Raw genomic sequence first — 13,265 nt, forward strand, 5'->3', positions numbered from 1 at the left:
CGCGGTGGCACCCGCACGCCCGTGCGGGCGCGACGTCCGCGAGAGTCCGTGAGGCGGTCCGAAGCTCTTTCGGTGGGTTCGTGTCCGGTGGCGATGGAGTGCCGGCCGCCGCCCCCCGTGCCGGCCGGCGCGCCCTCGGCCGCCCGTCCGGCGTCACGCGTTTCCCGGCCGGCGTCGCGGCCCGGGTGAGGGCTCCCCGACGAGTGGCCGGCGTCTCCGCGTTCGGGCCGCCCCGGGGTCCGACGCGGGAGCCCGACGGGCGGCACCCGTCAGGACACGCCCGCACGGCACCCGTCAGGACACGCCCGCATGCTCCCGGGTGGGTTCCGGGTCCGGGCTCGCGTCGCGGCGCGACCACAGCCGGACCGCCGCGCCGTACAGCACGACCCCCAGCGCGAGCCCCGCCCCCGCCCCGAAGCACGCGGTCGGGATGATGTCGAGCGGCGTGCCGATCCCGCCCCAGTACTCGTACCAGCGCACGCAGCGATGCACCGTTCCCGCGAGGACGCACAGCGTCAGCAGCGCGACGGCGGCCCACCGTCCGCGCCGGCCCAGCGACGGCACGGGCACCGGCCCGGTGTTCCCCGGGGCGCGTTTCCAAGCGGACGCCGTGAACCAGCCCAGCGCAACCAGCGCCACGATCGAACTCCCGTACTGCGTGTACGTGTAGAGGGGGAATCCCGCGAGGGGTTCGGCCAGCACCGGCAGCGCCCGCGTGCCCCAGCGGTCGAAGTGCGTGAACGCGTCCCAGACCACGTGCGTCGCCGCCCCGGTCGCCGCCGAGACCCAGAACCACAGCGCCAGCGACGCCCGCGTCCGCTCCCGCGGGGCGCCGCCGCGCACCACGGCATGGGCTCGTGCCTGCAGGTGCCGCGGCAGCAGGGCCAGCAGCGGTTCACGCACCATCAGCCAGAGTCCCACCAGCCCCGCCGCGATGACGACATCGACCGTGAGCACCCCCAGCGCGCCGTGCGTCACTTCGCCGAACCACATCGCGCTCGGCAGCGCACTCGCCGCGAAGTAGGTCATGTCGGGTGCGAACGAGCCCGCGACCAGTGCCGACGCGACCAGCGGTCCGCGGGCTGTACCGTTCCTGCGGATGCCGGGCAGGACCGCCGCGGCGTGGCTGAGCGTGAATGGCATGGTGCCGCCCCCGTGAGACCGTGTTCGAGCGATGGGGCCCAGTATGCGGGAACCCGGCAGGGCGCCGGGCGAACCGGACGCCCGCATGCCGTCTGTGGGCACGGGGTGAACACCGGGCGCCGGCGGCCGGGGTGACTGTTTTGCGGCGCCGGGAGTTGCCGTAATGTCGCACGGGACGTTGCGCGGGGAGCGGAACGGCCGTCTATGGGGAGGGATCAGGGGTATGGCAGCGCAATTCGGCCGCCGGCTGCGCAAGGGGGCCACCACGACGGCGGTGGCGGCGGTCGCGGTGGCCGCGCTCTCCGCGTCGCAGGCGCCGGGTGTCGCGCCCACCGCCACCGGCGGCGAAGCGCAGGCCACCGGATCCACCCCGCCGTCCGGCTCCTCGGCGACCGGCAACTCGCCCTACTTCACGGACCTGCCACCGCTGAACAGCCCGAACAAGCCGGGCGCGTCGCCCCGTCTGCCCGTCGTCGGCCCGGCGGAGGCCGGCATTCCGGCCACGGTGCTGGCTGCGTACAAGCAGGCCGAGCAGGCCGTCGCCGCGAGCGACCCCGGCTGCAGGGTCCCCTGGCAACTGCTGGCCGCGATAGGCAAGGTCGAGTCCGGCCAGGCACGGGGCGGCCGGGTGGACGCCAACGGCACGACCTTCTCCCCGATCCTCGGCCCGGTGCTGAACGGTGTCGGCTTCGCCAACATCTCCGACACCGACAACGGCGCCTACGACGGCGACCGCACCCACGACCGGGCCGTCGGCCCGATGCAGTTCATCCCGTCCACCTGGGCCACCTGGGGCCAGGACGCCAACGGCGACGGCCGCAAGGACCCGAACAACATCTACGACGCGGCCCTCGCCGCCGCGAAGTACCTCTGCGCCGGCGGCCGCGACCTGTCCGTCAAGGAGGACCTCGACAAGGCGATCCTGAGCTACAACCGCTCCCGGGAGTACCTGCGGACGGTTCTGTCCTGGTTCGAGTACTACAAGCGCGGCACGCACGAGGTCCCCGACGGCTCGGGGGTGCTGCCGGTCGGCCGCAGCGACAGCGGCGCCACCCGAACGGGCACCACGCCGACCACGCCGGGTGCCACCCCCGGCCCGTCGCCTTCCCCCTCGAACCCCGGCGGTTCGACCGGCAGCTCCGGACCCTCCCCGGAACCGTCGAAGCCTGGCACCGGCACGCCGTCCCCGAGCCCGTCGACGCCGACCCCGACGCCGACCCCGACACCGACCCCGACGCCGACCCCTCCGCCCGCGGTGACGGTGTTCGCCATCGAGAACGCGGGCGACGGGCGTCCCACCGCCGTCGCCGGCGAGGACTTCGCCGTCGTGCCCAAGGTCCGGGCGAAGAGCCGCTCGGGCCAGTCGGTCGTCGGAGCCGACCTCGTCTTCGAGATCGTCGGCGCGACCGACGCCCGGTTCTCCGGCGACCGCACCACCGCGGTCGTGCGCACCGGCGCCGGCGGCGTCGCCGTCGCACCCGCGCTGAAAGCCGGTGAGAAGGCAGGCGACTTCACCGTCCGCGTCACCGTCGCCGGACGCGCCCTGCCCCGGCTCGACTGCGCCGCGAGCGTCACCGCCCGCCGCGCCGACGCGCTCGTCCGGACCGGCGACAAGGAGCTGACCGCCGCACCGTCCTCGGAGTTCGCCGACGCGGTCGAGGTCAAAGCCACGTTCAAGGGCGAGGCGGCCGAGGGTGTGGCGGTCACGGCCACGATGGTCGCCTCGGCCGACGACCCGGCCGAGAACACCGGGGGACCCTACTTCAAGGGCGCCGAGGACGAGAAGGTCCGCACCCTCACGGGGCTGAGGACCGGAGCCGACGGCCTGCTGGTGCTGCCGGAGATCTTCTCGGACGAGCTGTCCGGCACGTTCCTGCTGCGTCTGACGACCGAGGGCGGCGCCACGCTGACCGTCGAACTGAAGGTCGCCGCACCCGAGGCCCCGCCCGCCTGACCCGCCCCGCACCACCGTCCCTCCGTGCGTGGCCCCGCGGAGGGGCGGTGCCGTGTGCGGTGCGACGTGTTCTCATCTCGACGCCCCGTTGCTACGGTGCCCCCGCCCCGCTGTTCTGACACTTCATCAGATCGCGTACCCGGGAGGCCGACCATGCGCGCCCTCGTCGCCGCCGCCGCCGGGCTGGCCCCGGTGCTGATCGTCGTGCTGCTCATCGCCGTGTTCGACGTGCCGCCCGGGAAGACCTCGCCGAGACCGCTCCTCACCACCGTCCCCGGCCCCAAGAAGTAGTCGGGAGGAGCAGCCGTCATGCGCCGCAGAGCCAGTCTCGTGCTCCTGTCCCTCGCCGTCTTCTTCGCGGCGCTGGCACCGGTGCTGCGCTGGTACGCCTTCCCCCGGCTCGCGAAGATCCCGCCGAGCCAGTACCAGGAGACGGTGCTCGAGGCGAGGCCCGCGACCCTGCTGCAGTACGACACCATGCAGCCGAAGCAGGTGGAGAAGGTCACCATCGTGCAGACCCTCAAGGGCAACGTGGAGGAGTCGGAACGGATCGAGCGCGACGCGGGCCGGGACGTCGTCGTCTGGGACTCGCTCTCCTACGTCCAGGGGCCGGACGGCGAAGCGGTCTCCCAGATCCCCGAGCGGTACATCTTCGACGCCCACACCCAGGCCCCCGTGCACGCCACGGGGGAGACCGTCGACGGTGACCCGGTCCGCCGCGAGGGCATCGAGTTCAAGTGGCCCTTCCTCACCGAGAAGCGGGACTACGAGTACTTCGACGCCCAGACCAGGACCTCGGCCCCCATCCACTACCGGGGGACCCGCACGTTCCGCGGGCTGGAGGTCTACTACTTCGAGCAGACGGTCCCCTGGACCAAGGTGCCGTACCCGAAGTCGATGCCGATGCCCGGCATCGACGCGACGACGCTGGAGAAGCAGACCGGCACCACGCGCTGGTACACCACCAAGCGCATGTTCTGGGTCGAACCCGTCACGGGGGCGCCGGTCAACGGCGAGGAGATCCACACCGAGGAACTGCGCGGAGGATCGCTCCTCGGCGGACGCGACAGGGTGACCGCGTTCGCCGGGCACGTGAAGATGCGGGAGGACTACGTCGACCACACCGTCGCCCTGGTGACGTCCCACCGCGGCCTCGTGCTCCTGCTGGTCTCCCGCCTGCCGTGGACGTTCCTGACCCTCGGCACCGGCCTCCTCGCGCTCTCCCTGCTCTTCGAAGCGCGTTCGCGCCGGCCGGAAGGCGACTTCGCGGCGGGACCCGGGTCCGCACCGGCCCGGGCGTGACCGCGCGGACCCGGGCCCACCCCGCGCCCGCCGGTCAGCGCTTCACACCGCGCGTGGGCTCCGCCGTCGCCGGATCCTCCGGCCAGGGATGCTTCGGATAGCGCCCGCGCAGCTCCGCGCGCACCGCCCGGTACCCGCCGCGCCAGAACGACGCCAGATCGGCGGTCACCGCAGCGGGGCGTCCCGCGGGGGAGAGCAGATGGACGACCACCGGCACCCCGGCGAGGCGCGGCGTCTCCTGGAGCCCGAACAGTTCCTGGAGCTTCACGGCCAGCACCGGCTGCTCGCCCGAGTAGTCCACCCGGATACGCGAGCCGCTCGGCACCCCGATGCGCTCAGGGGCCAGCTCGTCGAGGCGCGCCGCCTCGCCCGCGGCCCACGGGAGCAGCCGCCGCAGGCACTGACCCGCGTCGATCCTCGCCAGATCGGCCCGGCGCCGGGCCCGGGACAGCTCCGGCTCCAGCCACTCACCGGCGAGATCCAGCAGGGACGCGTCCGACACATCGGGCCAGGGCGTCCCCACCACCCGGTGGATGAAGCCGAGTCGCTGCCGCAGCGCCGAGGCGTCCCGCGACCAGGAAAGCAGCCCCGGACCCTCGCGCCGGAGCCCCTCCAGCAGCGCGTTCCGCACCAGGCCGGGCCCCGGTTCCGGAAGCGAGCGCACGGACAGTTCCACCGCGCCCAACCGGTCCACCCGGCGGGCCACCACGTCGCCGTCCTCCCAGCGCACCTCCTCGCCCCCGGCGGCCAGCTGCCCGGCGGCGGTGCGCGCGGTCGCCTCGTCCACGGCGGCGGCGAGCCGCACCCGTGCGGACGCGGCCTGCGCCTGCCGGTCGGCCACCGCCACAGCCAGCCAGGGAGCACCCCGCAGCGGCGATCCCTCGCCGACCTCCGCACCGGTCCCGGAGACCATCAGGTACGACGTGCCGCCGCGCGCCCGCGCCACCCGCTCGGGAAACGCCAGCGCGGTCACGAACCCGGCGACCGTGTCGTCGGAGGCGGCCGCCGTACGGCCCGGGACGCTCCCGGTGCCGCCGAGCGAGCGGGTCAGCCGGTCCGCCTCCGCACGCCAGCGCGCACCGTACGCGTCACCGCCCCGCCCGGCCGTGCGCCAGGCGGCCGCCAGGTCGTCCCCGTACTCGCGCGGCGGCTCCTCGCTCAGCAGCGCGACGACCTCCGCGGCACGCCGGGAACCCACCTCGGGCGCGCCGTCGACCAGGGCCCGCGCGAGACGCGGGTGGAGGCCCGTTCGGGCCATGCGCCGGCCCCGCTCCGTCGCCCGGCCCGACGCGTCGACCGCACCCACGGCGCCGAGGACCGAACGGGCCGCGGCCATCGCACCCGCGGGCGGCGGATCCAGCAGGGCGAGCCCGGAGGCGTCCGGATCGCCCCAGCACGCCGCCTGCAGGGCGAACGCCGTCAGGTCCGCCACCTGGATCTCCGGCGCGGGGAAGCGGGGCAGCCTGGCGTCCTCAGCCTCGGCCCAGCAGCGGTAGACCGTGCCGGGCGCCTCCCGTCCCGCCCGGCCCGCCCGCTGCCGGGCCGCCGCCCGGGAGGCCCGAACGGTCGTCAGAGAGCCGAGGCCGCGGGCGTGGTCGGTGCGCGGCTCCCGGGCCAGTCCCGAGTCCACGACGACCCGCACCCCGGGGACGGTCAGTGACGACTCGGCGACCGATGTCGCCAGCACGACCCTGCGGCTCCGCCCGGGGGAGAGCACCGCGTCCTGCACGGCCGCCGGCGCCCGCCCGTGCACCTGCAGCACCTCGGCCCCGACGTCCCCGAGCAGCCCGGCGACCCGAGCGATCTCCCCTACCCCCGGCAGGAAGCAGAGCGCGTCCCCGGTCCGCTCGGCGAGGGCCGTGCGGACCACCGACGCCACATGCGCGAGCAGTGCCGGATCGACCCGCGTGCCGTGCGGCGGACGCACCGGCCGCCCGGGCGGCGCCCACACCACGTCGACGGGATGGGCGACACCCTCGGCCTCGACCACCGGCGCGCCGCCGAGGAGCCGGGCCCAGCCCTCCGCGTCCGTCGTGGCCGACGCCGCCACCAGCCGCAGGTCCGGCCGCAGCGTCTCGCGCACGTCCAGCAGGAACGCGGCCACCGTGTCCGCGTCCAGATGGCGCTCGTGGCACTCGTCGAGGACCACCGTGCCGACCCCGGCGAGCTCCTGGTCGCGCTGGAGCCGCTGGAGCAGCACACCCGTGGTCACGACCTCGATAGCGGCGTCCGGCCCCACGACCCGCTCCCCGCGCACCGTGAAGCCGACCCGGCCGCCCACCCGCTCGCCCAGCAGCCACGCCATCCGCCGGGCCGCCGCACGCGCCGCGATCCGCCGCGGCTCGGCGACCACGACCCGGCCGCAGGCGCCGCCGCGGTCCAGGAGCCCGGCGAGCGCGATCGGCACCAGCGTCGTCTTTCCCGTGCCGGGCGGGGCGCACAGCACCGCGGTGCCGTGCGCGTCGAGGGCGCGCTCCAGCGAGGGCAGGGCGCCGTGCACGGGAAGCCCGGCCAGGGCGTCCTCGCGGATCACGTCACCCGACCTCCGCCCGGGGGGCCGTGTCGGTCCGCTCGCAGACGAAGACCGCCGTCCCCGGGATCAGGTTGCCGCGCAGCGGGGACCAGCCGGCCCACTCCTGGGCGTTCCAGGCGGGCCACTCCGGCTCGACCAGGTCCACCAGCCGGAAGCCGCCCGCCACCACGTCGCGGACCCGGTCCCCGATCGTCCGGTGGTGCTCCACGTAGACGGCCCGGCCTTCCTCGTCCTGTTCCACGTACGGGGTGCGGTCGAAGTACGAGGCGGCGACGCTCAGCCCCTCGGGGCCGGGCTCGTCGGGGAACGCCCAGCGGATCGGGTGCGTGACGGAGAAGACCCACCGTCCGCCCGGCCGCAGCACCCGCCGCACCTCCCGGAACACGCCCGCCGGGTCGGCCACGAACGGCACGGCCCCGTACGCGGAGCACGCGAGGTCGAAGGAGCCGTCGGCGAAGGGCAGCGCGCCGGCGTCGGCCTCGACCAGCGGGAAGCCGGCGCCGAGCCGCTGGGCGTGCTGGAGCTGGCGGTGCGAGAGGTCCAGGGCCACCGGCCGCGCGCCCTGGGCCTGCAGCCAGCGGGAGCACTGCGCCGCGCCGGCGCCGATCTCCAGCACGTCGGCGCCCCGCAGGGCCTCCGCCGGACCGAGCAGCCGGGCCTGCTCCTCGTCCAGCCCTTCGGGCCCCCAGACGAAGCGGTCGTCGCCGAGGAAGGTGCCGTGCTCGGACTGGTACTCGTCGGCGTTGCGGTCCCACCAGCCGCGGTTCGCCCGGCTGCTCTCCGTGCCGCCGGCGGCACGCCTGGTCGCCTCCGGTTCGTACTCTTGGATCATCTCGCCCGTCGTTGTACGTTGCTGGTACCTCGCCCGGAAGCGCCGGGACGGCCCTTGCGGCCGTGTCGCGGAGGAGCGAGGCGCGGCCATCATGGCCTCGGCAAACCTTAGTTGTGCCGGGTATGCGGTGTTCCGCCCCGGGTGGGGGCCTTCGCGCATTGACCGTGCCCTGCCGCCCCCGTATGCTAAAGGTTGCGCTGCGGGCTTGCGCGCCTCAGACGGAGCAGGCCGCGCTCGCATCTGTTGTATGTCCCCTCGGTTGTCGAGGCGCCATTCCTCTCGGGTTGGCGCTTCCTTGGCTGTCCGGCTTCTTCAGCTGCGATACGGGCTCACGGCGTAGCAGTACCTACGACTTCAATGTCCGTACCGGAGCCCTTTCCCACATGACGAGCAGCACCGAGACCACCGCCACCACCCCGCAGGTTGCGGTCAACGACATCGGTAACGAGGAAGCCTTCCTCGCCGCGATCGACGAGACGATCAAGTACTTCAACGACGGCGACATCGTCGACGGCGTCATCGTGAAGGTCGACCGGGACGAGGTCCTGCTCGACATCGGTTACAAGACCGAAGGTGTCATCCCGAGCCGCGAGCTCTCGATCAAGCACGACGTCGACCCGAACGAGGTCGTCGCCGTCGGTGACGAGATCGAGGCCCTGGTCCTCCAGAAGGAGGACAAGGAAGGCCGCCTGATCCTCTCGAAGAAGCGCGCCCAGTACGAGCGTGCCTGGGGCACCATCGAGAAGATCAAGGAAGAGGACGGCATCGTCACCGGTACCGTCATCGAGGTCGTCAAGGGTGGTCTCATCCTCGACATCGGCCTCCGCGGCTTCCTCCCGGCCTCCCTGGTCGAGATGCGCCGCGTCCGCGACCTCCAGCCGTACGTCGGCAAGGAGCTCGAGGCCAAGATCATCGAGCTGGACAAGAACCGCAACAACGTGGTCCTGTCCCGCCGTGCCTGGCTGGAGCAGACCCAGTCCGAGGTCCGCCAGACGTTCCTCACCACCCTGCAGAAGGGCCAGGTCCGCTCCGGCGTCGTCTCCTCGATCGTCAACTTCGGTGCCTTCGTGGACCTGGGCGGCGTCGACGGTCTGGTCCACGTCTCCGAGCTCTCCTGGAAGCACATCGACCACCCGTCCGAGGTCGTCGAGGTCGGCCAGGAGGTCACCGTCGAGGTCCTCGACGTCGACATGGACCGCGAGCGTGTCTCCCTGTCGCTGAAGGCGACGCAGGAAGACCCGTGGCAGCAGTTCGCCCGCACCCACCAGATCGGCCAGGTCGTCCCGGGCAAGGTCACCAAGCTGGTGCCGTTCGGTGCGTTCGTCCGCGTGGACGAGGGCATCGAGGGTCTGGTCCACATCTCCGAGCTGGCCGAGCGCCACGTGGAGATCCCGGAGCAGGTCGTCCAGGTCAACGACGAGATCTTCGTCAAGGTCATCGACATCGACCTCGAGCGTCGCCGGATCTCGCTGTCCCTGAAGCAGGCCAACGAGTCCTTCGGTGCCGACCCGGCGTCGGTCGAGTTCGACCCGACCCTGTACGGCATGGCCGCGTCCTACGACGACCAGGGCAACTACATCTACCCCGAGGGCTTCGACCCCGAGACCAACGACTGGCTCGAGGGCTACGAGAAGCAGCGCGAGGAGTGGGAGCGCCAGTACGCCGAGGCGCAGCAGCGCTTCGAGCAGCACCAGGCGCAGGTCATCAAGTCCCGCGAGGCCGACGAGGCCGCCGCTGCCGAGGGCGGTCAGGCCGCTCCGGCCGCCGCGCCGCAGGGCGGTTCGTACTCCTCGGAGTCGGACGACAACTCCGGCGCCCTGGCGTCGGACGAGGCCCTCGCCGCGCTCCGCGAGAAGCTGGCCGGCGGCCAGAGCTGAGAAGCTCCCCGTCAGCCACCAGGCGACTGGCACGGAGGCCCGCCCCCCTTTCCGGGGGGCGGGCCTCCGTCGTCGTGCCGAGCACGGTCCGAACGCGCCGCGGGCCGCACCCTCCTGGAACTCCGAGGCGGCCCGGCACCGGCGGGAATGATCGCGCCGGCCGCGAGGTTGACACCGGAGACACGGAGAAGGGGCGGTAACGGTGCGAGATCCGCAGAGTCTGTACGAGTGGGAACCGAAGGGCCTGGCGGTCGTCGACGTGGCACTGGCACAGGAGTCGGCCGGACTCGTCATGCTGTACCACTTCGACGGGTACATCGACGCGGGCGAGACGGGCGAGCAGATCGTCGGCACCCTCCTCGAGTCACTGCCCCACCAGGTGGTGGTCCGCTTCGACCACGACCGGCTCGTCGACTACCGCGCCCGCCGCCCGCTGCTGACCTTCCGCCGCGACCGCTGGACCGGTTTCGAGACCCCGTCCCTGGAGGTCCGCCTGGTCCAGGACGCCACCGGCGCCCCGTTCCTGCTGCTGTCGGGTCCGGAGCCGGACGTCGAGTGGGAACTGTTCGCCGCGGCAGTGCGGCAGATCGTCGAGCGGCTCGGCGTGCGTCTCTCGGTGAACTTCCACGGCATCCCCATGGGGGTGCCGCACACCCGCCCCGTCGGTATCACCCCGCACGGCAACCGCACGGACCTCATGCCCGGTCACCGCAGCCCCTTCGACGAGGCCCAGGTGCCCGGAAGCGCGGAGTCCCTCGTCGAGTTCCGGCTGGCGCAGTGGGGCCACGACGTCCTGGGTGTCGCCGCCCACGTGCCGCACTACGTGGCCCGCTCCGCGTACCCTGACGCCGCGCTGACCGCCCTGGAGGCGATCACCGCCGCCACCGGTCTGGTACTCCCCGCCGCCGCGCACACCCTGCGCACCCAGGCCCAGCGCACCCAGACCGAGATCGAACGCCAGATCGGCGAGGGCGACGAGGAGCTGACGGCCCTGGTGCGGGGACTCGAGCACCAGTACGACGCCATCGCCGGCGCCGACACACGCGGCAGCCTGGTCGCCGAGCCGGTGGAACTGCCGTCCGCGGACGAGATCGGCAGGCAGTTCGAACGGTTCCTCGCCGAACGCGAAGGCGACTCCTAGCGCCGCGACGGCCGGGTGCGCACGTCGCGACGGGCTCACCCGGCCCGGCCGCGCTCGGCCCCGGCCGGCCCACCCGGCGCCCACCCGCGGAACAGCCCCTAAGCTTCGGCCCATGCTGAAGGTGGGCCTGACCGGCGGAATCGGCGCCGGCAAGAGCGAAGTGTCCCGGCTCCTCGCGTCGTACGGCGCGGTACTGATCGACGCGGACGAGATCGCCCGGGAGGTCGTCGAACCCGGCACGCCCGGACTGGCGGCCGTCGTCGAGGCGTTCGGCCCCGACGTCCTCACACCCGAGGGCACCCTGGACCGGCCGCGTCTCGGCGCGATCGTCTTCGCGGACCCCCAACGGCTCGCGCGGCTCAACGCCATCGTGCACCCGCTCGTCGGGGCGCGGTCGGCGGAACTGGAGGCAGCGGCCGGCCCCGACGCGGTCGTCGTCCACGACGTCCCGCTGCTCGCGGAGAACGGCCTCGCCCCCCTGTACGACCTGGTCGTCGTCGTGGACGCCGCCCCCGAGACCCAGCTGGACCGGCTCGTACGGCAGCGCGGCATGACCGAGCCGGACGCGCGCGCCCGGATGGCCGCGCAGGCGACGCGCGAGCAGCGCAGGGCCGTCGCCGATGTGCTCATCGACAACGACGGGCCGCTGGAGGCGCTGGAGCCCCAGGTCCGCCGGGTCTGGGCGGAGCTGAGCGACCGGGCGCGGCGCTGACGGCCGTGGTGAGAGCAGTTCCGTCCGCCCGCAGGGCGGAACTGGGCTCCCGCAACACGACCCCGACCCGCCGGCTCGGCCATGGCCGTGACCGGCGTGCCGGGCCCGGCCACGACGCCGGGAGTGCCCCGCGCCACGGGCCCGGCCCCGGGAATCCCCCGCGGCCGGGAATGTTGAACACCTGAGGGGGAGGGGAAGGATGCGAGCGTGCCCGAGACCAGCCCGGAGACCCACGTCATCGACTTCCGCGCGGCCGAGCAACTGCTCGCCTCGCGGGACCCGCGCGGGGCGATCAAGCTCCTCGACTCGGTCATCGCCGCCCACCCGGAGAGCAGGGCGGCCCGTCTGCTGCGGGCCCGCGCCTACTTCGCTTCCGCCCAACTGCGCGCGGCCGAGCGCGAGTTCCAGCACATAGTCGACCACGAGCCGGACAACGCCTTCGCCCACTTCGCGCTGGCCCGCACCTTCCAGCGCGCCGGGCGTCCGGACCAGGCACGGCGGCACTTCCGCCTCGCCGCCGCGCTCGATCCCAAGCCCGAGTACCTGGAAGCCGCACGCTTCGACACCTGAGACCGAGGACGCGGCGGACGGCGACACCCGAGGCGGACAGCGCCGGGCCGTGACACCGTCACGACGAGGACGCTGCCGGGGCCGGGCGCGCACCCGCAGGCCCTGAGCGCAGCCACGCGGGCTGCCGGTTCGGACTCGAGCCCGGCCGCGGCGGCCGGACACCGGGACATGGGGCGGGGCGCCCGGAAGCCGGGTGCGGCGCCGCCCGAGCCCTAACGCCGCCGCCGGGCGTCCCCGTGGTCCGGCTCGTAGGGCGGGATGCCGGGACCGGGCTGGTAGTGCGGACCCTGGTGCAGCCGGTGCACCACGATCATCAGGTCGGTCATCACCACCATGCTCAGCACCGCGCAGGCGATCGCCCACCCGGGGCGTTCGGCGAGCGCGAAGAGCGCCGTCCCCGCGACCGCCCACAGCAGTCCCCAGACACTCAGCCAGAACCGCATCCGCAGCGGACTGCGCGCCGTGGCCGGCTCGTTTCCCGTACGCATCGCCGTCTCCTCCTCCCCTCCAGCATCCACCCGGACCGCGCGGGACGGGCCGTGCCGAAGCCGAACTCCTCCGGGGCGGCACCCGGCGGGGACGACGGCCGTGACGCACCCGGGAGAACGGCCGGGGACCGACCACCGGTGGGCGATGAGTTCGCGGGGTGTTCACGGTCTGACTCAGTGCGAGCACCACGAGGCGCCCGCACGGACCGCCACCACGGCACACCGCAGAGGAGAACCCCATGTCCGCCACCGCCCCGCACACCCCCGCCCCCACCACGCCCGCCACGGACCACCGCTCCGGAACCGGCCGCCGCACGCATCTGGCGGCCCTGACGCTGCAGGTGCTGCTCGCCCTGTTCCTCGGCGGTGCCAGCGCCCTGCCCAAGCTGGTCGGGCACTCCTCGGCCGCGGCGTCCTTCGACAGGATCGGATTCGGGGACTGGTTCATGTACGCCGTGGGCGCGCTCGAACTGGCCGGCGCGGTGGCGCTGCTGATCCCCGTACTCTCCGGGGTCGCGGCGCTGGCGCTGATCGGCCTGATGGCCGGGGCCCTCGTCACCCAGGTGACCGTCTTCGACGGGCAGCACGCCCTCACGCCCGTGCTGGTGGCGCTGCCGCTCGCGTTCGTCGCCCGCGTCCGCGGGCACCGCAACGCCGAACTCCTGGCACTGCTCCTCCGGCGCCGGTGAGGCGGGCCCGTGCCCAGCGCCCCC

12 protein-coding genes are annotated in these 13,265 nt (G+C 73.8%); 8 read left to right on the forward strand and 4 right to left on the reverse strand.

What is annotated here, in order from left to right:
- Positions 1-294: 294 nt before the first annotated feature.
- The gene (locus AB0J10_RS16745; protein WP_363062163.1) at positions 295-1,143 is read right to left on the reverse strand and encodes a DUF4184 family protein; all 849 of its coding nucleotides are present in this window, start codon (positions 1,141-1,143) and stop codon (positions 295-297) included.
- Positions 1,144-1,366: 223 nt separating this feature from the next.
- Here AB0J10_RS16745 and AB0J10_RS16750 point away from each other — a divergent pair, with 223 nt between their 5' ends.
- From AB0J10_RS16750 to AB0J10_RS16760, 3 genes are all read left to right on the forward strand, one after another.
- Positions 1,367-3,097 carry a lytic transglycosylase domain-containing protein gene (locus tag AB0J10_RS16750; protein ID WP_363062165.1) on the forward strand — a complete coding sequence of 577 codons (1,731 nt, stop codon included), beginning with the start codon at positions 1,367-1,369 and terminating at the stop codon, positions 3,095-3,097.
- 153 nt (positions 3,098-3,250) lie between these two features.
- Positions 3,251-3,388, forward strand: coding sequence for an SPW_0924 family protein (locus AB0J10_RS16755; protein WP_363062167.1), 138 nt, complete (start codon positions 3,251-3,253; stop codon positions 3,386-3,388).
- Positions 3,389-3,406: 18 nt separating this feature from the next.
- Positions 3,407-4,399 carry a DUF3068 domain-containing protein gene (locus AB0J10_RS16760; protein WP_363062169.1) on the forward strand — a complete coding sequence of 331 codons (993 nt, stop codon included), beginning with the start codon at positions 3,407-3,409 and terminating at the stop codon, positions 4,397-4,399.
- A gap of 34 nt (positions 4,400-4,433) precedes the next feature.
- On the opposite strand, the gene hrpB is transcribed toward AB0J10_RS16760, so the two are convergent.
- Both hrpB and AB0J10_RS16770 read right to left on the reverse strand, forming a co-directional pair.
- On the reverse strand, positions 4,434-6,932 hold the full coding sequence (hrpB, locus tag AB0J10_RS16765) for an ATP-dependent helicase HrpB (RefSeq protein ID WP_363062171.1): 2,499 nt from the start codon (positions 6,930-6,932) through the stop codon (positions 4,434-4,436).
- A gap of 1 nt (position 6,933) precedes the next feature.
- Positions 6,934-7,764, reverse strand: a complete 831-nt coding sequence (locus tag AB0J10_RS16770) for a class I SAM-dependent methyltransferase (RefSeq protein ID WP_363062173.1) — start codon at positions 7,762-7,764, stop codon at positions 6,934-6,936.
- A gap of 383 nt (positions 7,765-8,147) precedes the next feature.
- On the opposite strand from AB0J10_RS16770, the gene rpsA reads away from it, so the two are divergent.
- The 4 genes from rpsA (at position 8,148) to AB0J10_RS16790 (ending at position 12,064) form a co-directional block, all read left to right on the forward strand.
- Entirely contained in the window at positions 8,148-9,641 is a 1,494-nt protein-coding gene (gene rpsA / locus AB0J10_RS16775; RefSeq protein ID WP_017947549.1) for a 30S ribosomal protein S1, read from the forward strand.
- 202 nt (positions 9,642-9,843) lie between these two features.
- The gene (locus tag AB0J10_RS16780; protein WP_363062175.1) at positions 9,844-10,782 is read left to right on the forward strand and encodes a PAC2 family protein; all 939 of its coding nucleotides are present in this window, start codon (positions 9,844-9,846) and stop codon (positions 10,780-10,782) included.
- A 112-nt stretch (positions 10,783-10,894) separates the two neighbouring features.
- Entirely contained in the window at positions 10,895-11,494 is a 600-nt protein-coding gene (gene coaE, locus AB0J10_RS16785; protein WP_363062177.1) for a dephospho-CoA kinase, read from the forward strand.
- A 207-nt stretch (positions 11,495-11,701) separates the two neighbouring features.
- On the forward strand, positions 11,702-12,064 hold the full coding sequence (locus tag AB0J10_RS16790) for a tetratricopeptide repeat protein (RefSeq protein WP_363062179.1): 363 nt from the start codon (positions 11,702-11,704) through the stop codon (positions 12,062-12,064).
- A 212-nt stretch (positions 12,065-12,276) separates the two neighbouring features.
- Here the strand turns inward: AB0J10_RS16790 and AB0J10_RS16795 are convergent, their stop codons facing one another.
- Positions 12,277-12,552, reverse strand: a complete 276-nt coding sequence (locus tag AB0J10_RS16795) for a DUF6343 family protein (RefSeq protein ID WP_363062181.1) — start codon at positions 12,550-12,552, stop codon at positions 12,277-12,279.
- A 239-nt stretch (positions 12,553-12,791) separates the two neighbouring features.
- Here AB0J10_RS16795 and AB0J10_RS16800 point away from each other — a divergent pair, with 239 nt between their 5' ends.
- On the forward strand, positions 12,792-13,241 hold the full coding sequence (locus AB0J10_RS16800; protein WP_363062183.1) for a DoxX family protein: 450 nt from the start codon (positions 12,792-12,794) through the stop codon (positions 13,239-13,241).
- Positions 13,242-13,265 lie beyond the last annotated feature (24 nt).

The organism is Streptomyces sp. NPDC049887, from assembly GCF_040656535.1.
Lineage (GTDB): Bacteria > Actinomycetota > Actinomycetes > Streptomycetales > Streptomycetaceae > Streptomyces.